The organism is Proteus hauseri, from assembly GCF_040139125.1.
Classification (GTDB): domain Bacteria; phylum Pseudomonadota; class Gammaproteobacteria; order Enterobacterales; family Enterobacteriaceae; genus Proteus; species Proteus hauseri_B.
This window is the reverse complement of record NZ_JBEEUB010000010.1, coordinates 62,027-86,609: the sequence shown is the minus strand read 5'-3', so window position 1 is coordinate 86,609 and position 24,583 is coordinate 62,027. Positions and strand designations below refer to the sequence as shown.

Annotated in this window: 19 protein-coding genes; 9 read left to right on the top strand and 10 right to left on the bottom strand. The window is 38.2% G+C overall.

Annotated features, from left to right (window positions below):
* Positions 1 to 13: 13 nt before the first annotated feature.
* Genes surA through apaH form a run of 5 tightly spaced genes read left to right on the top strand, consistent with a single transcriptional unit; the run spans position 14 to position 4,346 of the window.
* Positions 14 to 1,324, top strand: a complete 1,311-nt coding sequence (gene surA / locus ABN099_RS15740; protein WP_349465053.1) for a peptidylprolyl isomerase SurA — start codon at positions 14 to 16, stop codon at positions 1,322 to 1,324.
* On the top strand, positions 1,314 to 2,315 hold the full coding sequence (gene pdxA / locus ABN099_RS15735; protein ID WP_349465051.1) for a 4-hydroxythreonine-4-phosphate dehydrogenase PdxA: 1,002 nt from the start codon (positions 1,314 to 1,316) through the stop codon (positions 2,313 to 2,315). The genes surA and pdxA overlap by 11 nt, the downstream gene beginning before the upstream one ends.
* On the top strand, positions 2,308 to 3,120 hold the full coding sequence (gene rsmA, locus ABN099_RS15730) for a 16S rRNA (adenine(1518)-N(6)/adenine(1519)-N(6))-dimethyltransferase RsmA (RefSeq protein ID WP_349465049.1): 813 nt from the start codon (positions 2,308 to 2,310) through the stop codon (positions 3,118 to 3,120). Before pdxA ends, rsmA begins: the two co-directional genes overlap by 8 nt.
* Before the next feature lie 24 nt (positions 3,121 to 3,144).
* Positions 3,145 to 3,522, top strand: coding sequence for a Co2+/Mg2+ efflux protein ApaG (gene apaG, locus ABN099_RS15725; RefSeq protein WP_349465048.1), 378 nt, complete (start codon positions 3,145 to 3,147; stop codon positions 3,520 to 3,522).
* A 2-nt stretch (positions 3,523 to 3,524) separates the two neighbouring features.
* Positions 3,525 to 4,346: a bis(5'-nucleosyl)-tetraphosphatase (symmetrical) ApaH gene (apaH, locus tag ABN099_RS15720; RefSeq protein WP_349465046.1), complete on the top strand. Its 822-nt coding sequence runs from the start codon at positions 3,525 to 3,527 to the stop codon at positions 4,344 to 4,346.
* A gap of 499 nt (positions 4,347 to 4,845) precedes the next feature.
* Here apaH and folA read toward each other — a convergent pair whose 3' ends face one another.
* Positions 4,846 to 5,331 (bottom strand): type 3 dihydrofolate reductase, encoded by a 486-nt coding sequence (gene folA / locus ABN099_RS15715; protein WP_349465044.1) that lies wholly within the window; start codon positions 5,329 to 5,331, stop codon positions 4,846 to 4,848.
* A gap of 176 nt (positions 5,332 to 5,507) precedes the next feature.
* Between folA and ABN099_RS15710 the strand changes: the two genes are divergently transcribed.
* Entirely contained in the window at positions 5,508 to 6,122 is a 615-nt protein-coding gene (locus ABN099_RS15710) for a LysE family translocator (protein ID WP_349465042.1), read from the top strand.
* A 32-nt stretch (positions 6,123 to 6,154) separates the two neighbouring features.
* Here ABN099_RS15710 and ABN099_RS15705 read toward each other — a convergent pair whose 3' ends face one another.
* The 9 genes from ABN099_RS15705 to nudF form a co-directional block, all read right to left on the bottom strand.
* Positions 6,155 to 7,213, bottom strand: a complete 1,059-nt coding sequence (locus ABN099_RS15705; RefSeq protein WP_349465040.1) for a hypothetical protein — start codon at positions 7,211 to 7,213, stop codon at positions 6,155 to 6,157.
* 112 nt (positions 7,214 to 7,325) lie between these two features.
* Entirely contained in the window at positions 7,326 to 10,559 is a 3,234-nt protein-coding gene (gene pta / locus ABN099_RS15700) for an autotransporter Pta (RefSeq protein ID WP_349465038.1), read from the bottom strand.
* A gap of 442 nt (positions 10,560 to 11,001) precedes the next feature.
* Entirely contained in the window at positions 11,002 to 12,423 is a 1,422-nt protein-coding gene (gene ftsP, locus ABN099_RS15695) for a cell division protein FtsP (protein ID WP_349465036.1), read from the bottom strand.
* A 241-nt stretch (positions 12,424 to 12,664) separates the two neighbouring features.
* A complete protein-coding gene (locus tag ABN099_RS15690) occupies positions 12,665 to 13,414 on the bottom strand; it encodes a 1-acylglycerol-3-phosphate O-acyltransferase (protein ID WP_349465034.1) in 750 nt (249 codons plus the stop codon).
* A 64-nt stretch (positions 13,415 to 13,478) separates the two neighbouring features.
* Positions 13,479 to 16,436, bottom strand: coding sequence for a DNA topoisomerase IV subunit A (parC, locus tag ABN099_RS15685; RefSeq protein WP_349465032.1), 2,958 nt, complete (start codon positions 16,434 to 16,436; stop codon positions 13,479 to 13,481).
* 33 nt (positions 16,437 to 16,469) lie between these two features.
* Positions 16,470 to 18,365: a DNA topoisomerase IV subunit B gene (gene parE, locus ABN099_RS15680; protein ID WP_349465031.1), complete on the bottom strand. Its 1,896-nt coding sequence runs from the start codon at positions 18,363 to 18,365 to the stop codon at positions 16,470 to 16,472.
* Positions 18,366 to 18,488: 123 nt separating this feature from the next.
* Complete coding sequence (gene yqiA, locus ABN099_RS15675) at positions 18,489 to 19,064, bottom strand: esterase YqiA (RefSeq protein WP_349465029.1); 576 nt, start codon at positions 19,062 to 19,064, stop codon at positions 18,489 to 18,491.
* A gap of 3 nt (positions 19,065 to 19,067) precedes the next feature.
* Entirely contained in the window at positions 19,068 to 19,907 is an 840-nt protein-coding gene (gene cpdA, locus ABN099_RS15670) for a 3',5'-cyclic-AMP phosphodiesterase (RefSeq protein ID WP_349465027.1), read from the bottom strand.
* 224 nt (positions 19,908 to 20,131) lie between these two features.
* On the bottom strand, positions 20,132 to 20,767 hold the full coding sequence (nudF, locus tag ABN099_RS15665) for an ADP-ribose diphosphatase (RefSeq protein WP_349465025.1): 636 nt from the start codon (positions 20,765 to 20,767) through the stop codon (positions 20,132 to 20,134).
* A gap of 213 nt (positions 20,768 to 20,980) precedes the next feature.
* Here nudF and tolC point away from each other — a divergent pair, with 213 nt between their 5' ends.
* The 3 genes from tolC (at position 20,981) to ABN099_RS15650 (ending at position 24,563) form a co-directional block, all read left to right on the top strand.
* The gene (gene tolC / locus ABN099_RS15660; RefSeq protein WP_349465023.1) at positions 20,981 to 22,381 is read left to right on the top strand and encodes an outer membrane channel protein TolC; all 1,401 of its coding nucleotides are present in this window, start codon (positions 20,981 to 20,983) and stop codon (positions 22,379 to 22,381) included.
* Between the two features lie 305 nt (positions 22,382 to 22,686).
* The gene (locus tag ABN099_RS15655) at positions 22,687 to 23,394 is read left to right on the top strand and encodes a DUF1190 family protein (protein ID WP_064721035.1); all 708 of its coding nucleotides are present in this window, start codon (positions 22,687 to 22,689) and stop codon (positions 23,392 to 23,394) included.
* A gap of 5 nt (positions 23,395 to 23,399) precedes the next feature.
* The gene (locus tag ABN099_RS15650) at positions 23,400 to 24,563 is read left to right on the top strand and encodes a glutathionylspermidine synthase family protein (RefSeq protein WP_349465021.1); all 1,164 of its coding nucleotides are present in this window, start codon (positions 23,400 to 23,402) and stop codon (positions 24,561 to 24,563) included.
* Positions 24,564 to 24,583: the final 20 nt, after the last annotated feature.

Below are 24,583 nucleotides of genomic sequence, written 5' to 3'. Positions count from 1 at the left end.
TAATGGGAAACTTATGAAAAATTGGAAAACGCTGTTTATCGGCTTTATGATCACAGTCGGTGCAGCCACCAGCTCAACAGCATTTGCTGCACAAGAATTAAACCGCGTATCTGCAGTAGTGAATAACGGTGTCGTTCTAGAAAGTGACGTCAATAGAATGCTACAAACCGTGAAAATGAACGCAAAAAATGCAGGGCAAGAGATGCCTGATGAGCAAGTTCTTCGCCAACAAATTTTAGAGCGTTTAGTGATGGATAACATCATTTTGCAAATGGCACAGCAGATGCAAATTGATATTCCAGAAGCCGCGGTTGAATCAACCATTAAAGGTATTGCGGCTGAAAATAATGTCTCATTTGAAAATCTGAAAAAACGTCTTGCAGCAGATGGTATTTCTTACAACGATTACCGCCAAGATATTCGTAAAGAGATGATGCTAGCAGAAGTGCGTAATAATGAAGTACGTCGTCGTATTACTATTTTGCCTCAAGAAGTTGACTCATTAGCCAAACAAATTGAGAGCCAAAGCAGCCAAAGTGTCGATCTTAATCTTAGCCATATTTTGATTCCATTATCAGAAAATCCAGCACCCGCTGAAATGGAAAAAGCAAAGCAAGTAGTGGCTCGTATTATGAATCAAATTAAAAGTGGCGCTGATTTTGGTAAATTAGCAGCAACCTATTCCGCTGATCCTCAAGCACTAAATGGCGGTAATATGGGATGGGCATCTATTGATGAATTACCAACGCTGTTCGCAAAAGAGCTCGCTAATTCTCAAAAAGGTCAAATTGTAGGACCGCTTCACTCTGGTGTGGGTTTACATATCATCAAGGTTAATGATGTCCGCGGTGGTTCAAAAACTATCTCTGTCACTGAAGTAAAAGGTCGCCACATTCTGCTAAAAAGCTCACCAATTATGAATGATGAGCAGGCTTATGCGAAATTACAACAAATCGCAGCCGATATTCGCAGTGGAAAAATCAGCTTTGCTGATGCCGCTAAAGAGTATTCTGAAGATCCAGGTTCCGCATTACGTGGTGGTGATTTAGGATGGTCAATGCCAGATGTGTATGATCCAGCATTCCGCGACGCCTTAATGCGTTTAAATAAAAATGAAATAAGCCAACCTGTTCGCTCAAACTTTGGCTGGCATCTAATTGAACTAGAAGACACTCGCAGTGTTGATAAAACAGATGCAGCAAATAAAGAACAAGCTTACCGTTTACTGTTTAACCGTAAGTTTAGTGAAGAGGTTCAAAACTGGATGCAAGAGTTGCGTGCAGGGGCTTATGTACAAATTATGAACGAGAATAATGCAAACTAAGCTAAATAAACCCCTTGTTATCACCCCCGGCGAACCAGCCGGGGTTGGTCCTGACCTCATCATCTCATTAGCTCAAATGAATTGGGATCTGCCTTGGGTTGTCTGCGCAGATCCTCAATTACTTAAAGCTAGGGCTCAGCTATTAGATATTCCGCTTACCTTAGTCGAATACTCCCCAAATACGCCACCGTTAGTCCATATTCCTAACCAAATCTATATACTGCCAGTGCCACTTATTCATGCAGATGTTATTGCAGGCTCTCTTGATGCACGTAATGGGCAATATGTTGTTGAAACATTAGCAAGAGCTTGTGATGGTTGTCTTAATGGAGAATTCTCTGCATTAGTGACAGGACCTGTACATAAAGGCATTATTAATGATGCTGGCGTACCCTTTACAGGGCATACCGAGTTTTTTGCGGATCGTAGTCACTGCGAACGTGTTGTGATGATGCTGGCAACAGACACGCTAAGAGTCGCTTTAGCAACCACTCATCTCCCTTTAAGAGATGTTGCCGATGCAATAACTGGTGAGCTTCTCAACGAAATAATTACTATACTAAACCATGATTTAAAAACAAAATTTGGCATAACTTCTCCCCAAATTTATGTTTGTGGTCTTAATCCTCATGCCGGTGAAAGTGGTCATATGGGTCGTGAGGAGATTGATATTATAGAACCTGCATTAGCACAGTTACGCGACCAAGGTATTCACCTTCATGGTCCTTATCCTGCGGATACCCTTTTCCAGCCTAAATATCTGTCTCATGCAGATGCTGTGCTGGCAATGTATCACGATCAAGGATTACCTGTGCTAAAATACGAAGGTTTCGGTCGTGCAGTGAATATTACCCTCGGTCTTCCTTTTATCCGTACATCTGTTGATCATGGGACAGCCCTTGAGCTTGCAGGTACTAAAAGTGCAGATGCTGGCAGTTTTCGCACCGCATTAAATTTAGCCATTAATATGATACAAAATTGTAATGAATAATAGAGTCCATCAGGGTCACTTTGCCCGCAAACGCTTCGGGCAGAACTTTTTAACAGACAGCTATATTATCGAAAGTATTGTTGAATCCATTTATCCAAAACCAGGTGAAGCCGTTGTCGAAATCGGTCCCGGATTAGGTGCACTAACGGAACCCGTTGCTGCAAGAATGGATAAAATGACCGTGGTTGAAATCGACCGCGATTTAGCCGCTCGTTTGGCAATTCATCCAACATTAAAAGACAAGCTGACCATTATTCAGCAAGATGCGATGACCATTGATTTTGCTGCATTAGCAAAAGAACGTCAGCAACCTCTACGTGTCTTTGGTAACTTGCCTTATAACATTTCGACCCCGTTAATGTTTCACCTATTTAGTTTTGCTGATGCGATTTCAGACATGACTTTTATGCTGCAAAAAGAAGTCGTTAATCGTCTAGTTGCGGGTCATGGAAGTAAAACTTATGGCCGATTAAGTGTAATGGCGCAATATCATTGCCAAATCATCCCTGTTCTTGAAGTTCCACCAACTTCATTTAGACCAGCACCAAAAGTAGATTCAGCGGTAGTTCGATTGATCCCTTACAAAGAAAAGCCTTATCCAGTGAGTGACTTAACAATGTTAAGCCGTATTACTGCACAAGCATTTAACCAGCGTCGTAAAACACTGCGTAACAGCTTAGGTGGATTATTGACAGCAGAAGATATGATATCGCTTGATATCGATCCAACCGCTCGCGCAGAGAATATCTCTGTTGAGCAGTACTGTAAAGTGGCAAACTGGTTATCGCAAAAACAAGAAGCATAAGAAAATACCAGAACAGGAGGCACTATGTTCACCTCATCAAAAGTGGCGATACAAGTACAAAGCGTTTACATTGAGAGTCAATCTTTACCCGATAATCAGCGTTATGTTTTTGCTTACACGGTCTCCATACACAATTTGAATAAGTGTGCGATTCGCCTCCTGCGTAGATATTGGTTAATTACCAATGCACAAGGACATACCACTGAAGTTCAAGGTGAAGGGGTTGTTGGTGAACAGCCTCTCATTGAACCAGGAACACTATATCGCTATACCAGTGGTGCCATTATTGAAACACCAATGGGCACCATGGAAGGGCATTATGAAATGATAGATGCTAATGGTCGCATTTTTCAAATTGAGATCCCTGTTTTCCGTCTTGCACTTCCGACATTGATAAACTAATTATGGCTACTTATTTAATTGGTGATATTCATGGTTGTTACCAGGAATTACGCCATCTGCTTGATAAAGTAAATTTTGATCCTACTCAGGATACACTTTGGTTAACGGGGGACCTTGTTGCACGAGGCCCTGATTCACTCGATGTATTGCGCTTTGTAAAAAGCTTAGGCTCTTGTCTTAAACTCGTATTGGGTAATCACGATCTTCATCTACTTGGCGTTTTTGCAAAAATCAGTCGCAACAAACCAAAAGATAAATTAAATGAATTATTAAATGCACCGGATATCGACGAACTAATTAATTGGTTAAGACGCCAGCCAGTATTACAAGTTGATGAAGAAAAAAAACTAGTGATGGCACATGCCGGTATTACACCGCAATGGGATTTAGAAACGGCTAAAATCTGTGCTCGTGAAGTTGAAGCCATATTAAGCAGTGATAGCTACCCGCTATTCATTAACTCGATGTATGGTGATATGCCTAATAACTGGTCTCCTGAACTTTCAGGACTTGCTCGTTTGCGTTTTAGCACCAATGCGTTAACACGAATGCGTTATTGCTTTCCTAATGGTCAACTCGATATGATTTGCAAAGATAAGCCATTAGAAGCTCCTGCACCGTTAAAGCCATGGTTCGATTTACCACGTCAGCTACCAGAAGAGTATAGTATTATCTTTGGTCACTGGGCATCTCTTGAGGGAAAAGGTACACCTGCTAATGTTTATGCATTAGATACAGGTTGCTGCTGGGGAGGTGATCTCACTTGCTTACGCTGGGAAGATAAATGTTATTTTACTCAAGCAAGCCTATCTGCAGCAGAATAAGTATCGCAATCTCAACGCTAGCTTTTTCTAAGTAGAGAATACAAGTTTACATCTTCCCGCCCTAAAGGACGGGTTTTACACTGTATTGGATAAATTGCTTATTTACCATACTGTTTTATAGCTAATATTTAGCTTTTATTCTAATTAATAAACCTATTTTCACTCTAATAATGACTATTATATAGTGCAAAAGGTCTTAGCCTATTCTTCATTAAATTAACCCTTAAAATTCAATAAGTTATTTTTTATCGTTGTGAAATAAGTACCACTTTTTAGTGGTTTTAGAATAAAACCTCTATATAATTAAAAATATCTCATACTTTATTCTTTTAAAGCCAGTTTATTAAAATATAAATAATGATTATTTAATCATAAAACTATTTTTATTTTTCTTATATTTTTATTAGAACATAAAGTTTACATTATAAATATAAATGTATTAATAAAACTAGAATAATAAAAAGGGAGATATTTAATCTCCCTTTTCAATTAATTAATGTTATTTTCTTCTTTTTAGTATTTCAAAACAGTAATTATGTGAGTTATTTTCGTCTGCCTCATGATATTCCATAAAGATAGAATCCCATTCATCAGGCTCGTAATCAGGGAAAGTTGTATCACCAATAACTTCTGCATCAATATGAGTCAAATATAGTGAGCTCGCCATTGGCAAGAATTGTTCATACACTTTACCGCCACCAATAACCATGATTTCTTCATGATTTTCAGCAGCTTGCAATGCTTCCTCTACCGACTTAACCCAAACAACATTGTCATCAGTTCCAGGTTGGCTACTCAATACTATATTAAGGCGATTCGGCAAAGGACGACCGATAGATTCATAAGTAACCCTGCCCATAATAACGGGTTTATTTAACGTATTCTTTTTAAACCATGCGAGATCACCAGGTAATGTCCAAGGCATTGCCTTTTCCATACCAATAATACGATCCATCGCTAATGCTGCGATTAAACTAATATTCATTTACACACCTACGGGTAAAGATGGGGAAAAAAACTGTTCACACTATACGTAAAGCTAAAACCCGAGTCGATACAATTTATGCTTCCATGATAATAATTAATTGCTTTATACTCGAAGTGTTAACTTAATCATATAAGATTCAGTCATTATAATATTGTTATATAGAAGGCGCTATTATGCTTGAAACTTCTTTAGTCGTTTTTACAATTGCCTTACTTGGAATGATCTCACCAGGACCAGACTTTTTTCTTGTTGTGAAAAATGCGGCTCGTTATCAACGTTCTGCGGCAATGATGACTGCAATGGGCATTGTTGCCGCTTTGCTGGTTCATATGTCTTATTGTGTTGCTGGTATCGCGGTATTAATTACTACCACTCCATGGCTATTTTCCGCTCTAAAATATGCAGGTGCGGCTTACTTACTCTGGATCGGTTTTCAAAGTTTGCTGTCAAAATCTAATCATACGATTGATGAAACTACAGCTACTCACTTACAAATCAGTTTTAAAAAAGCATTTATGCAAGGCTTCTTGTGTAATTTGCTTAATCCTAAAGCAACGCTGTTCTTTTTGGCTGTTTTCACACAAGTCTTAAGTGTGGACTCTACTATTAGTGAAAAATTGTGGTATGCGTTTATTATTTGGGGATTAGCGATTGTTTACTGGCCATTGTTGGTGCTATTAATTCAAAGTGCCCCCGTTAGAAATGTGCTCAATAAAATCCAAAAAAGTATTGATAAAGTACTGGGTGTGGTGCTTATTGGATTAGGTATTAAAGTGGCATTGAGCTAAATACAAAAAAATATAGCACCTAAATGGGTGCTTTATTTTTCACTTAACTCTATAAAATTTCTAAAAACATCTAAAACTTGCCCTGTTCTAACTAAATATTGCTCTTTATCTATTCCTATATATAAATCACCCTCTATTTTATTTAGATATTGACAAATAAAGTTATCAATATTTTTTTCACTATTAATCATATAGCTAATATTGTTACGGCATACTTTCTGATTTGGATAATCAGATATATGCTTATTTATTATTTTATTTAAAACTTCAACATAATGTTCTGCTGTTCCAAAATCATTAAAACATTTCTTTATGTCGATAAGGTCAAAGCTAATAACCCCCTTAAGAAAGTAGTTAAGATCGATATTTTTATCGATCATATTTTTCATTATATTTTTAAATGCATCTTTTAATTTATCTGACCATTCGATGATATAATTACTCTCTAAAAGAAAATCTAACTTATTTACATTTTTATTTGAATCAAAAATATCCTTGCTTTTATTAAAATAGCCATCAATAATATTGAAGAAAATTTCCTTTTTAATTTCTTTATTCGTTTCAGTGATTATTAAATTAAATAAAGGTAAAAAATTTGATACACATGTAGATTCACTTATTAAACTCAATGGGTTAATTCCCCTCCCATTAGCTTCTAAAAAATGCGCTACTTTTGTTGCTAACAATAAATCACCTTTGGTTTTAACATATTGATTAACAAACCAATTAAATGAGTTTGATTTATTGTTATTATTATAGTCAATAATAAAATTATGAAATTGTTTTTTACTAATGGTTATTTTATTAAGGTCTTTTACTTTTTTTTCACATATATCATCAGTTAAAAAAACAGAAGATTTAAATAGGTTACTCCCCTTAATAAAACCTATTTTTTTCTCTACATTTAAAATAGATTTTATTTTTTCCACTATTTTATAAATAAAGCTTTTACTTTCAGTTGGTAAAAAGAGAGCGAAGTGTATGTTTTCTATTTTACTAAGTCTATTCCTAACCTCATTTAATTCAATAGTAACTTTACTTTCATTATTTACATAACTAGACAAGTTGTTATTATTTGTTTTTGAAATCATGACTCATACTCTTTCTTAAATAAGAATATTTATAATTAAAAAAAACAATTTTTAATACCAAAAAAAGCCCTTATCGCTAAGGGCTTTAATCTATGAAAATAATCAATATAAATTAGAAATTAATTTTCAAGGTTGCATTAACACCACTTGAACTTACATCACTGTTATATTGACCTTGGTAAGAGATACCAAATGTGGTTGATTTACTTAATTGTGCATCAACACCTAAGCCAACACCAAATAAGTTATCTAATTTACCACCACGTAATGTTGCATCACCAGAATTTGATAAGAATAGGCGTGATTCAGGACGGTTATCACCAAATAGATGGCTTGCAGAAATATCACCTTTTAATGCCATATTGACATTACCCGCCATAAATGGATAACCACCACGTAAACCGACTGTACCCACTTGAATATCTTGTGAATCAGTCTTAGTGGTAAATTTCATATTACCGACATTTTCATTGATATCATCAGTTGATACACGTAACCAGTTAAATCCGGCATAAGGTTCAATAGAATACTTATCAGTATTAAATTGGGTATAAGCACCTTCTAAGAAAATTTGAGTAATTTTTGCATCATAACTAGTAGAGTTATAACCTGCATTTTGTCCTACCCAAAGTGTTCTTTTTGCATCTCTATCTTGATTGGTATGAGTAATACCGTAATTTAAAGAGGCAACATCATAGAGGTTTGATACCCCATAAGCACCAATATGAATATCGTTACTTTCTATTTTACCTTGTTCATTACCTTTATATTTGGTTGAACCCGCACCAAAGAATAGCCCCGCTTTTGTATTTTCAGTAATATCAATTTCTGCGCCTAATAAACCAACATAGAAATCAACATCCATATTGCTTTGACCATAGTCAGCGCTACCCCATTGACCAATACCCGTCATCCAAATACGCGCATTACTATTATCAAGTTTTGCATAACGACCATTACCAATACCGATTGCTTGATCTTTAACGGTTCTTGTTAATCCTAATACGTTAACAACACTGGCGTTATTCGCATTTAAATACATATCGCTACCTAATGATTGATAGGTTTTACTTAAATCTCTCTCATTCATTGGTAACACAGCATTAAATAACTCACCACTGCCATTATTATCTAAAGCATTGGCAATAGAACGACCATTTTCATTGTTTGCAAAAGTGGCTAAAGAAGTATTTTCTTTCTTACTTAAGGTACCTGTAATGGTGTTATCTTTTACGGTAAGATTCTTATCAAATAACGCATAATCATTGTTAGTTGCTACATTACTGTTAGCGGCTAACATCTTAGTTTTAGTTCTATTATCAACTAAATTATCAGCGTTAACGGTTCCTGTTGCGAGATTATCGTTAAGATAAACATCACGTAATTGCCCCACATTATCAGCACCAATATCTAAGGTAGCGCCTTTATTGAGTGACATATCACCAACATTAACATCGTGCCCAACAGTGACTAAATAAGTCCCTTTGTCGTTGATATTAATATTCGCTTTATGACTTTCATTTGAAGCTAACTGACCTTGTTGAGTGAATGTGTCGTTATAGCGATCAATAACACTTAATTTACCGCCATTCACATTTACCACTTCAGTACCAAAAGATTCAGTAAAGCCATATAACGTACCTTGTTCGACTGTTGTACCACCACGATATGTGTTGTCACCAGTCATAACTAAAGTACCTTCACCTTTTTTCACTAAAGCGCCATCGTATAAGCCAGCATCTATTTTAGCTTGGATAGCATCAGCACGTTTTTGGTAATACTCTTTACGCCATTTCTCAGCATCTTCTTTCGTTACAATGTGAGAGGTTGGGTCTGGGTTGCCATCATTGATAACAAAATCAGTACCTAAATTATAATCACCACCCGCTTCAATACCTTTTTCTTGGTAATCTTTAAGCCAAGCAAGATCTTCTTGTTCACGTAAATCTAATGCTGTTTGAGAAATATCATTAGTCCAAACATCCAGTGGGGTCATGCTTAAGTTATATTCAAATTTACCTAAGAATTGACCAGGACCATACATACCTTTATCTAAGTCAGGAGTTCCCCAACCATAACGTACATCAGGAGTGCCTTCAGCAGCAGTCCAGCTATCATATAAAGAGCCATCTGGATTATGATGATTAGCCGTTGTGAACATCACATCACGTACTTGCATTGCATTCATAGATTGGTAACGTGACATCAAAACACCCATTGCCCCCGTTACGTGCGGTGCAGCCATTGATGTTCCACTAAAGGTATCCCAACCCGCATTTCCTTCTTCATCTACAACAGAAGAGTAAATTGCGCGTCCTGGTGCAACAACGGTCCACCATTTCGCATTACCAGCTTCATTAAAGACTTTAATAAGTTGATAGCCCGATTTATCTGCAGTTTGTTCAAGACCTGCAACCGCAATCCAATGTTTTTCAGCTTCTGGATTAAAATAAGGATAAAGAGGACGATAATAAGGCTGAGCAAAGTCACGGTTACCCGTTGTAAATACTTGTACGGTATTGGTGCCTTTTACTGCATCATAGGCGGCATCAACAAAAGAAGGTTTATCTCCGTAGACTTTTTTGAAATAGAAATATTCATATTCTGTTTGCGCTGTGGTATCAACCGGCATATGTACTGTGGTATTACCACCATCAGGACCTTTGGTTGGAATAGTATTAACAATACGTGGGTTAGTCCCCCAGCTATTATTAATCACCTGAGCACCCGCATCTACCATGGCTTTCCAGCCAGTATAAAAATACTGGTAGTCTTGATAAGGACCATAGTTATTGCTATCTGTTGCGCCTGTATTACCAAGATAAACATCAGCACCCCATGCAACACCATGCATGCCATTACCATCACGGTTAGCACCTACAGTGCCTGTTACGTGCGTACCATGTGTATCATTTACACCTTTGATCCAGCCACCATCGACATCAAATGCTTCGCCTTTCTTATAATTGCCGCCCATTTCTTGAGGATAACGCATTCCCGTTGTGCCATATTCGCCTTTCGCTTTTACAGCATGAAAACGTGAACCACTTAGCTCTTGATGAGACAATAAAGCCCCTGAATCCATTACACCTATTTTAGCGCCTTGCCCATAATAGCCTAGTGCATAAGCACTAGATGCATTCATTGCTGCAAGCCCCCAATCTTTTTGATACTCCTGACTTTCCCAACTCTGCTTATCGCCAAGTTGTCCTGTTTCAGAGTAAGCAACAGAATATCCAGAAAAGAGAAGCGCTGATGCAACAAGTGAAAGCTGAAATATATTTTTATTTATTATAATTTTTTTCTTTGAACTGTGATGATGACTTAAAGCTATTTCTTTGTTCATTCTAATACCTTAGTTAAATTTAAATTAATGACATCAATTAGAAATCAAAAATAAAGGCGTTAGGATTCTGCGTTTTATATAGAAATAATTATTTGAAGAACATCGCAAAAATATGAAAAACAACAATAAAAATAGATAGAATGACTGGTTAATCACAAATATACAGATAGATGAAACAATATTTGATCAATAAAGATGATTTTACAAACTCGATATATTAACGATTAATAAATTTATGATGGTTTAATTAAATATTTAAATAGATTAAATAAAAAATAATACATAAATAAACAATACTGTTAAATTAGTTAACAACTATAAAAAATAAATATTTTCAGCTTATTTAACTTTAGTTGAATAAAAACAAAATGTACTCTTTTTACGCAAAAAAAAGACAGACTTTTAGGCTAAAAGTACTGTCTTTATTTTAATTCGATTCGTATTATTCTGTAGGCGTTATTTCCATTTGCCCAACTATACCTTTATCTGCATTCTCTAATAATTGACTGTAATACAAAAAAGGAAAGTGACCATAAGAAGGCTGTTTTAATTCCACCAATAATTCACTTTGGTTTTCAATCCATATGGTGTCTTTCCAGCCAAAATCAGCAGGTGCAGGTTTTTGTCCATTATGGCTAATGACTTTAAAACGAACCCCTTCAATATGAAAAGGTTGAGGGCTAGGCACGGTTACCATCCAACGTTCCCAATTATTTTGTTTACCGACCAAATCTATTCTGGATAGCTCCCATCGAGCATTATTAATTCCCGGAGGACTATCATGTAATTGAATGCTTCTTGGTTGAATAGCCGTCGTAATTTGGGTGTCATCTATTGCCAACTGTTGAGGGACTTTATCTGTCATTAATGACATTAATCCCGTAGGTCTAATGGTGAGAATATTGGCATTACGCAATAAATTCGAAGGCTCAAAAATACCTCGCAATTTATCCATAAAGCCTGCGCTTTCACCCGCAGTAATAGTGACTTCGTTTCCCTCAGACATATCGACTAAGATTTCTCGTCTTTCACCCGGTGCCATAGGAATAGATTTCAACTCTACAGGCGCTGTTAATAAACCTTGATCAGAAGCAATTAGATAGAGTGAACGCCCATCATTTGCTTTTAATTCATAACGCCGGGCATTAGAGGCATTGACTAAACGTAAGCGGATCCAGCCTCTTGAGACTTCAATATAGGGATCTTCACGACCATTAACCAACAGTGTATCGCCGTAAAAACCGTTTGTTGCCGCATCAGAGTCATACTGAGGAGCACCAAAGTTATCAATGCGTTTATCTTGAATTATGATAGGGAAATCATTCACACCGTAATGTTTTGGTAGTGACAGTGATTTGCTTTCATCGTCTTCAATAATCCACATTCCCATAAGACCGTTATAAACATGGGGTGCCATTTTGAAAGGTGTATTAGCATGATACCAACAGGTGGCTGCTTTTTGACGAATAGGCAATACAGGAGACCAATAAGCGCCCGGCGACATAAGCCTTGCAGCGCCACCAACTTGAGTTCCTGGAACTAATAGCCCGCTTATCGTCATTGATACGGCTTCACTAAGACGGTTGCTATAAATCAGTTTTATATCATCGCCACTTTTTACCTTAATGGTAGGTCCTGGCATTGAGCCATTAACACCCCACGCTTCGACTTTTTGTGTGCCGTTAAATGCCCAATGAACATTTTGTAACGTTAAAAAAAGAGGCTGACCATTGCGAGATTCTAACAATGGGGGGATCGGTAATTGTTTATCAATGGCTGATTCGGCACGAACAGTAGAAGATAATGAGCCCAGACATACCGCAAAGCCTGAAGCCTGAATAAACTGGCGACGACTAAATGACATACTTTCTCCGCAACAAAATACCAATATTCCTTGTTCACAATAAAAAGTGCTGTGTTAGGAAAAAAAAGCTGCTGTGATTTCTAAATACAGGGGACTTAAATGAAATTACGGGAGCATAATAGCGCGGATGTGACGTAAATCCTAAAAATAGTTGATAGCATAGTGTGTTTTCATACATTAAAAACAATATAAGCCTGAAAAACAGGCTTATATTATGAAAGTTGAGTAATTTTTGTCTCTATTAATTCAATTTACCAGCAAAATCTCGTTGATTCATTTCTTCAACTTCTTTGTCTAGTTCTTCAATTTTTGCTTTCATTATTTGGCGGCAATCTTCAGCCAGTTCGCGCACCTGATCTTTATTGTATTTGGATACATCTATCGGTGGCAACATTTCCACAATAACATAACCGTTATTCCAACGATTTAGCTTTATTTTATCTTGCGTAGTAGAGACACACACCGGAATAATAGGCACACCAGCTTGAATCGCCGCATGAAAAGCGCCTGTTTTAAACGGCAATAAACCACGACCACGGCTACGGGTTCCTTCAGGAAACATCCAAACAGAAATTTTCTTTGATTTTATCTGGTCAGCAACTTGAGAAATTGTGCCATGCGCTTTAGAACGATTAGCACGATCAATTAAAATATTGCCAGTGATCCAATAAAGCAACCCGAAAAATGGAATGAAAATTAAGCTTTTTTTACCTACAGTCACCGTGTTTGGCTGAACAGCATTCGACATAGTCACCATATCAAAATTATTCTGATGGTTACCTATATAAATACTTGGACCATAACTTTGTGCATTTCTTGGAAAACGCTCTACCAGTTTAATGCCGAAAACATGAGATAATCTGCCAAATAAACGGCCATAGGTCATAACATGCTTAGGATTTCTTGGTGAAAACATGCAACAGATAATGCCAAACGTCACCACAATAATCGTGTAAAGAATGACGATAATGCCACGAATAATAGCTAACATAGGTTTTAGCGTCCTAATATAAGTGGGTCAAATGACCCACTAATTATTAATTAAAATATAGTAATTAATTTGTTTCGATATCAATATGATCAATGGTTTGAGCACCACGAGGTAAAGAGGTTCCTCGGCGTCCACGTTTGGCTTTAAAGCTCAATAACTCGTTCATCGACATCGTTAATTTACGCTTACCAAAATGCAATGTGACAGATGCATTTTCTGGCAATATGCGTAACCAAGCAACTTTATCTTCACCACTTGCTGCCTGAGCGGCTGGAATAGAAACCATTTGATTTCCTTTTCCTTTTACCATTGTTGGCAATTCTGAGGCTTCAAAAATTAGCATCCTACCACCTTGAGTAATGATCATAATCAGATCACTTGATTCATTATTCAAACGTTGTGGCGGTAATGGTAGCGCATTTTCAGGTAGTGTTAGTAACGATTTACCCGCTCTATTTTTAGAAGTTAAATCTTCGACCTGACAAATAAAGCCATAACCTGCATCGGATGCCATAAGGACTTTATCTGTGCTTTCACCCATAATGACATGGCGTAATTGCGCACCTTTTTGAATTTTAAGTCTATCAGCAAGCGTATCGCCTTTACTTCTACCAGAAGGTAATGCATCAATATCAACGGTATAACTTTGACCTGTGGTATCAATTAAATGGACAGACTGATTACTCATACCTTCAATGGCGTTAAAGTAGCTATCGCCTGCTTTAAAACCTGCAGATTCAGCATCAATATTATGACCTTTCTGACAACGGATTAAGCCGTTTTCAGACATAATAACCGTCACTGCCTCAGGATGAAGATGCTTAAGTGGGATTGGCTCATCCCCGGCATTACCGCTGAAATAGTTAATTTCTTCAGCTTTTAGCACTTCATGTTGACCATCAACCATAAAGATTAATGCTTCATTTTTCGGTGCCAATATAATTTGATCAATAACATCACCTTGATCTTTGCCTAAAGTAACTAAGCGAGTGCCACGCCCTTTTTTATTCATTTCACTCAGTTGTTCTGCTGAAACGGCTAAAATACGTGTTTTGTCTGTGATGATAATTAACCAATGCTGATCATTTTTCTTTTGTGCATCAACTAAGAATGGCTCTAATAACTCAGTATCTTCAGAAACTGCCAGTAACCCTTTACCTGTTTTATTTTTCGTTTCCATCTCTTCATAAGAGAAAACTGAGCCATAACCCTCTTTGGTAGCAAGTAAGTACTCTTGCCCTGCATTACCTGCCAACATATATTTTACGCTGGCATCAGGTGGGAATGTCAATTTACCCGTTAACGGTTCTCCCTGACTTCTTCCTGATGGCATATCTGCTGGGCTTAATGAATAGCTACGCCCTGTTGAATCAAGAAATAGCACAGGTTGATTACTCATACCGCGTACAGCACTATGATAGTTATCGCCAGCGCGATAACTCATCGCACTAGGATCTATATCATGTCCTTTAGCATTACGAACCCAGCCCATTTCAGAAAGCACAATAGTAATCGGTTCTGATGGCAACATATCCTGTTCATTAACGACTTTCGCCTCTTCTTGAGGGTGAATAGGTGAACGTCTGTCATCACCAAACTCTTTTACATCCGCTTCTATCTCTTTTTTCAACAAGGTATTTAAACGACGAGGTGAGTTAAGTAATTTTTCAATACTCTCTCTCTCTTTTTCAAGCTCATCGCTCTCACCTCTAAGCTTCATCTCTTCAAGTTTTGCTAAGTGGCGTAAACGCAATTCCAAAATAGCTTCAGCTTGTATATCTGAAAGCTCGAAACGACGCATTAACTCTGCTTTTGGCTCATCTTCATGACGAATAATTTCGATAATTTCATCAATATTTAGATAAGCAATAAGTAATCCTTTAAGGATTTCTAATCTACGTAGAACTTTCTCTAAGCGGTGATTTAAGCGATTTGTTACTGTCTGACGGCGATAAACCAACCATTCATTTAAAATAGTCAGTAAGCCTTTTACTGCCGGGCGGTTATCTAACCCAATCATATTCAGGTTTACACGATAACTTCTTTCCAAATCAGTATTAACGAATAGATAGAACATCACCTGTTCTAAATCGACACGATTACTACGAGGAACAATCACTAACCTTGTTGGATTTTCATGATCAGATTCATCACGTAAATCTTCAATTAAAGGCAGTTTCTTCGCTCGCATTAATGCGGCAATTTGCTCAAGTACTTTTGCGCCAGAAACTTGATGAGGCAGTGCCGTGATAACAGCACTACCATCTTCTTTCTGCCAAACGGCTCTCATTCTTACTGAACCACGACCTGTTTTATAAATTTTCTTAATATCGTCGGGTGCAGTGATTATTTCAGCTTCAGTTGGGTAATCAGGTCCTTGAACATATTGCATTACATCAGATAATCCTGCGTCTGGATTATCCAATAGCATAACTAATGCTTGCCCTATTTCTCGGGTATTATGTGGCGGAATGTCTGTTGCCATCCCTACAGCAATACCTGTTGTACCATTTAACACAATATTAGGTAGGCGAGCGGGTAACATTTTTGGCTCTTGCATCGTGCCATCAAAGTTAGGTACCCAATCTACAGTGCCATGCCCTAATTCACTTAATAGTGTTTGTGAATATTTTGATAGGCGAGACTCGGTATAACGCATTGCAGCAAATGATTTCGGATCATCAGGTGCCCCCCAGTTTCCCTGTCCATCAATTAATGGATAGCGATAAGAAAAGGGTTGAGCCATTAGCACCATGGCTTCATAGCAAGCGCTATCACCATGAGGATGATATTTACCTAAAACATCACCAACTGTACGCGCTGACTTTTTAAATTTTGCATTGTTGCTTAACCCTAATTCAGACATTGCATAAACAATACGACGCTGAACAGGCTTTAACCCATCACCAATAAAAGGCAATGCACGATCCATAATGACGTACATGGAGTAATTGAGATAGGCATTTTCCGTAAACAAGTGGAGCGCTTGGCGCTCTACACCATCATGAGTCAATTCGCTCATTCAATATTTTCCTCAGACTCTTGTGGTATCCATTTACACTTCAATATCAACTTCATCGCCTTTTTCTTGCAGCCAATTGCGACGATCTTCAGAGCGTTTTTTCGCCAACAACATATCCATCATGCTAAGAGTTTCTTGATAATTTTCATCATCAATAATCAATTGCACCAATCGGCGCGTATTCGGATCAAGTGTTGTTTCACGCAGTTGAATTGGGTTCATCTCACCTAACCCTTTAAAGCGCTGTACGTTTGGTTTCCCTTTTTTACGACTAAGGCGTTGTAAAATGGCGTTTTTCTCTGATTCATCGAGGGCATAATGAACTTCTTTACCCAAATCAATACGATAAAGTGGAGGCATTGCCATATAAACATGCCCTTGTTTCACAAGTGCAGGGAAGTGGCGAACAAACAAAGCACATAACAGTGTAGCAATATGCAAGCCATCAGAGTCAGCATCCGCAAGAATACAGACTTTACCGTAACGTAATTGGCTTAAGTCATCACTATCCGGATCCATACCAATAGCAACTGAAATATCGTGCACCTCTTGTGATGCTAAAACTTCATCAGAAGAGACTTCCCACGTATTTAGAATTTTACCGCGTAATGGCATAATTGCTTGATATTCGCGATCTCGTGCTTGTTTAGCAGAACCACCCGCAGAGTCCCCTTCGACTAAAAAGAGTTCGGTGTAACGGAGATCTTGGGAAGTACAATCTGCCAATTTGCCGGGTAAAGCAGGACCTGACGTTAATTTTTTTCTGACGACTTTTTTTGCCGCACGCATACGACGTTGCGCACTACTAATCGCCATTTCAGCCAGTAATTCACCGACTTGAACGTTCTGATTAAGCCATAAAATAAACGCATTTTTTACTGCATTAGCGACAAAAGCACTGGTTTGGCGTGAAGATAAACGCTCTTTAGTTTGACCCGCAAATTGAGGATCTTGCATTTTCACGGACAACACATAAGCACAACGTTCCCATGTGTCATCTGCTGTTAGTTTAACGCCTCTTGGTAGCAGGCTACGGAATTCACAAAATTCACGCATTGCATCCAACACGCCTTGGCGTAAGCCATTAACGTGAGTACCACCTTGTACTGTTGGTATTAAGTTAACATAACTTTCCGTGAGTAAATCACCGCCTTCTGGTAGCCAAAGCATTGACCACTCAACCGCTTCGTTATCACCTTCAAATTTGCCAGTAAAAGGCTCTTCTGGTAGACGAATAAATTCAGCGACAGCTTCCGTTAAATAATCTGTAAGTCCATCTGCATAGCACCAGTTCTCTTGCGTGTTGTTAACTTTATCAACAAAAGAGACACTAACACCGGGACAAAGTACTGCTTTAGCTTTTAATACGTGAGCTAAGCTTTTGGTAGAAAAACGAGGAATATCGAAATAAGACACATCAGGCCAAAAGTGAACGCTGGTTCCGGTATCACGTTTAGCACAAGTGCCTATTTCATGAAGTTCTTCGACTTTATCGCCGTTTTCAAAAGCAATTTGATATATTTTGCCATCTCGACGAACAGTAACTTCTATTCGTTTAGATAATGCGTTGACAACTGATATCCCTACTCCATGTAACCCGCCAGAAAATTGATAATTTTTATTAGAGAATTTTCCACCAGCATGAAGGTGAGCAAGAATAAGCTCAATAGCAGAGACCTTAAGTTCGGGATGGATATCGACAGGCATTCCTCGCCCGTTATCAATAACCTCGATTGATTGGTCGTCATATAAAATGACATCGACCTTAGTTGCGTGTCCCGCAAGCGCCTCGTCCACGCTATTGTCTATCACTTCCTGTGCCAAATGGTTCGGTCTAGATGTATCGGTGTACATACCAGGACGGCGACGTACTGGCTCTAGACCATTTAGAACCTCAATATCCTTTGCATTATAACTTGATTGAGTCATTGTATTAGTCTGCGGTTCGCTGTTTTAAAATACTGTTTATAATAACAGGTGTTAGCGGCAATATGATATTAATTTTCGGGTAGATATATCAACCTATCTTTTACAGGTTAATTGACCGAAAGGCTAAATTATCTTTAAAAACTGAATAATTTGTGGAAAAAAACGCTCAAAACCAACAAAGGCGTGGTTTCCTTCCGATTCTATGGTTTGCCGACATGCGCCAAGATATGAAACCGCTTGACGATAATCAAGTATTTCATCTCCAGTTTGTTGAAGCAACCAAATAAGTTCAGGCGAGGTAATTGAGGAGAGACGTAATGCGAGCAATTCATCCATATGATGAGGTTCTAATCTGTATTTTTGATTTGTATATGGATTTTCGTTATCACCGAGAAAATTTTGCAGTAAATCAAAGGGACGAATAGCGGGATTAACAACAACAGCAGGTAAATGAAATCGTTGAGATAACCAAATAGCAAGATAACCCCCCAGCGATGAACCAACCAATCCTAATTTATCATCGGCATTTTCTTTTACTAATGTCTCTATCAATTCAGCCGCTTGTTGAGGATAAGGAGGTAATTGGGGAACTAATAACTCAATGTCGGGGTAAGTTGTTGTTAGCCACTGTTGAAATGCTTGCGCCTTGGCAGATTTAGGCGAGCTATTAAAGCCATGTAAATACAGAATTCGAGGCATAACTCAATAGCCATCCGCATCAAGATCAGGACAAAACTCAGTCCCTTTTAGGCGATAAACTTGTGTCTCTATTTTTCCTTTCTCATCGGGTGAAAGGGATAGTTCGAGATAACGCCAACCCGGAGACACGGTATCTAACGTAAAATTAGTGCAATGTGGACGAAACTGAATACACGTTGACGGCGCTGCCAACACTCGAATGCCATTCCACATTTCATCCATTTCCTGATGAATATGACCACAAAGCATCATTTTCACCTGAGAGTGCCCGGCTAAGCGTTCAGAAAATGCTTGAGAATTTCTTAAGCTGTGTTGATCTAGCCATGTACAACCTGATGCCATTGGATGATGATGCAGTAAAATAACCGTATCTTTTTCTTTATTACTTTCAAGGCAACGTGTTAACCAATCTAGCTGGCAATCGGATAACTCACCATGAGGAACACCTTGGATTTGGCTATCTAATAACAGCATTTGCCAATTTTCGCCCATAAACACTTGTTTTGCCGACAAAATACCCGCCTGATTTAAAGCGTCGATCATCGCTGGCTGATAGTCATGATTACCCGGCAACCAAACACACGGTGGTGTTAAGGTTGCAATGCCGTCGGCAAAATGCTGATAAGCTTCGAAGGTTTGATCTTGAACTAAATCACCCGTAGCGACAATCAGATCAACCTCTAATCCTTGCTCTTTAACCGCGTTTAACACCGCGTGATAACTGCGATAGGTATTAATACCCAGCAGTGTATCTTCCACATTAGCAAAGAGGTGGGTATCTGTAATTTGTAAGATTCTTACGGTGTTTCTTTGAGTCACCGACAATTCAAGCAGGCTTTCCAAAAGGTTTCCTTGTTTCACTCTCAATAACGGTTATTTTAACGCGTTTTTGTATTAAAAATCTGCCAACCAATACACATTTCAAAAGATTACTGGGAAATATTCTCGCTCTCAGTCACTCTTTTTGCATTTCATTTTATCATTTAATTCATTTTATATCGTATACTTAACGATAATTGTCATATTTAATACATCTTTTGGAATACATAAATATGCTAACAATAAAATTAACACGTAGCCCAACGTTTTCTTAATACAAGATGGTGAAGTTGTAGCCACTGAATTGCAATAACTGATGCTGCATTATCAATAACGCCATCTTCGACCCACTGATATGCTTGTTCTCTACTTACAACATGAACTCGAATATCTTCGTTCTCACACGCTAACCCATGGATACCTTTTGCGGTTGTTGCATCCACTTCACCGACATACACATGCATTCTTTCACTTGTACCGCCAGGACTGGAGAGATAGCTAATAATCGGTTCACAACGCGCAACATTTATGCCTGCTTCTTCTTGCGCTTCTCGTCTTACGACTTCTTCAGGGCTTTCGCCTTTTTCTACCATGCCTGCAACCACTTCTAATAGCCACGGTGTTTCACTGGTTTCATAAGCGGGGATACGAATTTGTTCAATTAATACGACGTCGTCACGTTGTGGATCATAAGGCAACAATACGCCAGCATGACCACGTTCAAACACTTCCCGTTTAACTTCTTCGCTCCATCCGCCTTCAAAAAGACGATGCTTAAAACGATATTCAGTTAGTCGAAAAAAACCTTTATACAAGTCTCGTTTACTTAAAAACTCCACATCATCACGAGAGTATAAAAATGGTATATTTTCCTTTTTCTTCATACAATATTCCTTAAGTTATCTTTAAGACTTTTTTTATTGCTTACGTTTAATACAGATTTAAAGAAATTTACCGACAAATCATGTAAGGTTAATCTAAAATAAAAGGATATGGCACAAATGGCTACCCCTAGTTAGGGAAACTATCTGTTAGAATTATCCTCAATTAAGATTAACAGAGGCAACTCAGCGAAACTGTTGCAACAAGGAATTAAAATGAAAAAACTGCTCTCTCTTTTGGTCGCGATGAGTTTGGCAGGATTCAGCACTGCAAGTCAGGCTGAGGATCTGCTTCAAGTTTATCAAAAAGCAAAGGACAGTAACCCTGAGTTACGCAAATCATTTGCTGAACGTAATCAAGCTTTTGAAAAGATCAATGAAGCTCGTAGCCCATTATTACCACAACTGGGTTTAGGCGCTTCTGTTGACTATAAAAGTGGTTATCGTGATGCTAGAGATACTGAATCCAATTCTCTTGGTGCGAATTTAACGCTAACTCAGACTGTCTTTGATATGTCTAAATGGCGTCAGCTTAACATACAAGAAAAAACAGCCGGTATGAGTGATGTAACTTATCAAACCAGCCAACAACAGCTGATTTTAGACACATCAACAGCGTACTTTAATGTTTTACGTGCAATTGATTCTTTATCATTTATTGAAGCACAAAAAGAGCAAGTTTATCGTCAATTAGATCAAACAACTCAACGTTTTAACGTGGGTTTAGTTGCAATTACTGACGTACAAAATGCACGTGCAAATTATGATAGCGTACTGGCACAAGAAGTTGCGGGTCGTAACGAAGTTGATAATGCATTAGAAAGACTGCGCCAAGTCAGTGGTATTTACTATATCAATCTTGCATCACTAAACATTAACCGCTTTACAACCACAGCGCCTGATTCAATTGAAAAACTGTTAAAAGAAGCTGAAGAACGTAACTTAAGTTTATTAAGTGCACGTTTAGGTCAAGATTTAGCGCGTGAGAATATTCGTTTAGCACAATCAGGTCACTTACCTACTGTCGATTTAAATGCCTCAACAGGTGTTTCTAACTCTCATAGCCATGGTAGTGCTTTACCATCTATAACGAGTCAAAGCAGCGGTCGTAATAGCTACACTGGACAAAACAGTATTGGTCTATCTCTAAGCATTCCGTTATACACAGGTGGCAGAACAAGCTCACAGGTTGAACAAGCTCAATATGGCTTTACCAGTGCAAGTGAGCAGTTAGAATCTGTTTACCGCTCTGTTGTGCAAATTGCGCGTTCTTCTTACAACAATATTTCGGCATCAATCAGTAGCATTAAAGCGTATCAACAAGTTGTTGTTTCAGCGCAAAGCTCTTTAGATGCAACCGAAGCAGGTTACCAAGTCGGTACTCGCACAATTGTTGATGTACTGAATGCAACCACTACGCTTTATGATGCAAAACAGAAATTATCAAACGCTCGTTACGATTATTTAATTAACCAATTAAATATTCAATATGCTCGCGGTACACTAAACGAAAATGATGTGATCCAATTAAATAATGCATTAGGTCAAGAAGTTTCAACTTCTCCAGATAGCATTATTCGTAACTTAACTAGCCCTGCAATTAATCCAGTGCCTTAAGTTAACGCCCTTTTAATGGGTCGAAAATAATAAACCGCTTTCAGTCATATGCTGATAAGCGGTTTTTTTTACGTTAATGTTTATCGATACAATTTTGCCCGTTGTATTAAACTAAGTCGCTAGAAATATTAACGACAATAGTTTTAAAAATAGAGAACTCTGTTAATTTCATCTGCCTCAACCTTATAAAGATCACAATTTTCTGGTTATCCCTTGTGATAAGGTGTTTCTTATTTATTTTCTAGTCTATTTAACCTATCCTAGCTTTTATTTTGAACGTTTTACTTTTAATGGATCTTACCAATATGCCAATGAAACGTACCAAATCGATTAATCGTGATGCTTTTCGTAAAGCATTCCGCCCTTATCGTCTTGCGCCCGTCGCTATTGCTATCACGGCTGTATTCGCGCTTTCAGGATGTGAAGAGAGCGATGAAACAGTTTCACTGTATATGAATGCACAAGAATGTGCGCAAGCTAACCCATCACAAGCTGCTCAATGTGAAGATTCTTATCGCACAGCGTTACAAGAAGCACAGCGTACAGCGCCTAAATACGCCACTCTTGAAGACTGTGTTGCTGAATTTGGTGACGCACAATGTACACAAACTGCATCAATTGATGGTCAACCTGTTAGCACTGAAAATGCCAATAATCTAAACCCAGATAACACTCAAATGGCACAAGCTAACTCAGGTGGTAGTTTCTTTATGCCATTAATGGCGGGTTATATGATGGGTCGAATGATGGGTGGTGGTGCTTCACAACCACTGTTTAGCTCGCGTAACCCAACAAGCCCAGCGAATGGTAAATTTGTTGATGCAACAGGTCGTAACTATGGTCCTGCTGTTGGTGGTCGCCAAATGGACGTACCAAAAACAGCAATGACACCAAAACCTTCTACAACCTCTACAGTAACTCGTGGTGGTTTCGGTAATACGGTTTCAAGACAAGCAGCTACTAATAATAACCGCAGCTCAACCGGTTCATCCTCCTATCGTTCAGGTGGCTAATAACCATGAAACGCGAATTAATTATTGAGCGCCCTGACTGGCGCGAAAAAGCCACGGAATTTGGCTTCAATTTTCATACTATGTATGGCGAACCCTACTGGTCTGAAGATGCTTACTATCAATTTTCAATGCAAGAAGTTGAAGAGCTAGAAGAGACCACTGAAGAGCTACACCAGATGTGTTTGCAAGTTGCCGACAAGGTCGCTAACAGTGAAGAGTTGCTAACGCGTTTTCAAATTCCTCGTCATTGCTGGGATTTTGTGCGTGATTCATGGAAATCATCACAACCTTCACTCTATTCACGTCTTGATTTAGCTTATGATGGAAAAAGTCCAGCTAAATTATTAGAAAATAACGCAGATACTCCTACTTCACTGTATGAATCTGCATTTTTTCAGTGGATCTGGCTTGAAGATCAAGTAAGTGCAGGTCGATTACCGCAAAATGCCGATCAATTTAATAGCATTCAAGAAAAGCTGATTGATCGCTTTGCACAGTTGCGTGATCAATATGGCATGGGCTATTTGCACATGGCATGTTGTCAAGATACTGAAGAAGATCGCGGTACTGTGCAATATCTGCAAGATTGTGCAGTTGAAGCGGAAGTAGCGACTGACTTTGTATTTATTGAAGATATTGGCTTGGGTGAACGTGGTGAATTAACGGATACTCAAGATCAGATAATTAGTAATATGTTTAAGCTTTATCCATGGGAATTTATGTTCCGTGAAGACTTTTCAACCAAACTGGCAGATGCTGGGATCCGTTGGTTAGAACCTTCTTGGAAAAGCATTATCTCTAATAAAGCACTGTTACCAATGCTGTGGGAAATGTTTCCTAATCACCCAAATCTGCTACCTGCTTACTTTTATAATGGTAAAGCACCAGAATCATTATCTCGCTATGTTATTAAACCGCTATTTTCACGTGAAGGTGCAAATATTCGTATCGTAGATAATGGCAAAGATATTGCAGTTGCTGATGGTCCTTATGGTGAAGAAGGCTTTATTGTTCAAGACTTCCATCCATTGCCACAATTTGGCGATAGCTACACCTTAATTGGTAGCTGGTTAGTAAATGATCAATCTGCAGGTATCTGTATCAGAGAAGATAGAGAGTTAATCACACAAGATCTCTCTCGCTTCTATCCACATATTATTTTAGATTGATCTAAAACCTGTTGTGTCAC

Excerpts from the sequence above, each read along its gene's own strand:
- ABN099_RS15705 (WP_349465040.1), bottom strand. The coding sequence starts at position 7,213 with ATGATTTCAAAAACAAATAATAACAACTTGTCTAGTTATGTAAATAAT.
- ABN099_RS15690 (WP_349465034.1), bottom strand. The coding sequence starts at position 13,414 with ATGTTAGCTATTATTCGTGGCATTATCGTCATTCTTTACACGATTATT.
- surA (WP_349465053.1), top strand. The coding sequence starts at position 14 with ATGAAAAATTGGAAAACGCTGTTTATCGGCTTTATGATCACAGTCGGT.
- folA (WP_349465044.1), bottom strand. The coding sequence starts at position 5,331 with ATGAATATTAGTTTAATCGCAGCATTAGCGATGGATCGTATTATTGGT.
- nudF (WP_349465025.1), bottom strand. The coding sequence starts at position 20,767 with ATGAAGAAAAAGGAAAATATACCATTTTTATACTCTCGTGATGATGTG.
- rsmA (WP_349465049.1), top strand. The coding sequence starts at position 2,308 with ATGAATAATAGAGTCCATCAGGGTCACTTTGCCCGCAAACGCTTCGGG.
- apaG (WP_349465048.1), top strand. The coding sequence starts at position 3,145 with ATGTTCACCTCATCAAAAGTGGCGATACAAGTACAAAGCGTTTACATT.
- parC (WP_349465032.1), bottom strand. The coding sequence starts at position 16,436 with ATGAGCGAATTGACTCATGATGGTGTAGAGCGCCAAGCGCTCCACTTG.
- ABN099_RS15710 (WP_349465042.1), top strand. The coding sequence starts at position 5,508 with ATGCTTGAAACTTCTTTAGTCGTTTTTACAATTGCCTTACTTGGAATG.
- parE (WP_349465031.1), bottom strand. The coding sequence starts at position 18,365 with ATGACTCAATCAAGTTATAATGCAAAGGATATTGAGGTTCTAAATGGT.
- yqiA (WP_349465029.1), bottom strand. The coding sequence starts at position 19,064 with ATGCCTCGAATTCTGTATTTACATGGCTTTAATAGCTCGCCTAAATCT.
- ABN099_RS15655 (WP_064721035.1), top strand. The coding sequence starts at position 22,687 with ATGCCAATGAAACGTACCAAATCGATTAATCGTGATGCTTTTCGTAAA.
- ABN099_RS15650 (WP_349465021.1), top strand. The coding sequence starts at position 23,400 with ATGAAACGCGAATTAATTATTGAGCGCCCTGACTGGCGCGAAAAAGCC.
- pdxA (WP_349465051.1), top strand. The coding sequence starts at position 1,314 with ATGCAAACTAAGCTAAATAAACCCCTTGTTATCACCCCCGGCGAACCA.
- apaH (WP_349465046.1), top strand. The coding sequence starts at position 3,525 with ATGGCTACTTATTTAATTGGTGATATTCATGGTTGTTACCAGGAATTA.
- ftsP (WP_349465036.1), bottom strand. The coding sequence starts at position 12,423 with ATGTCATTTAGTCGTCGCCAGTTTATTCAGGCTTCAGGCTTTGCGGTA.
- pta (WP_349465038.1), bottom strand. The coding sequence starts at position 10,559 with ATGAACAAAGAAATAGCTTTAAGTCATCATCACAGTTCAAAGAAAAAA.
- tolC (WP_349465023.1), top strand. The coding sequence starts at position 20,981 with ATGAAAAAACTGCTCTCTCTTTTGGTCGCGATGAGTTTGGCAGGATTC.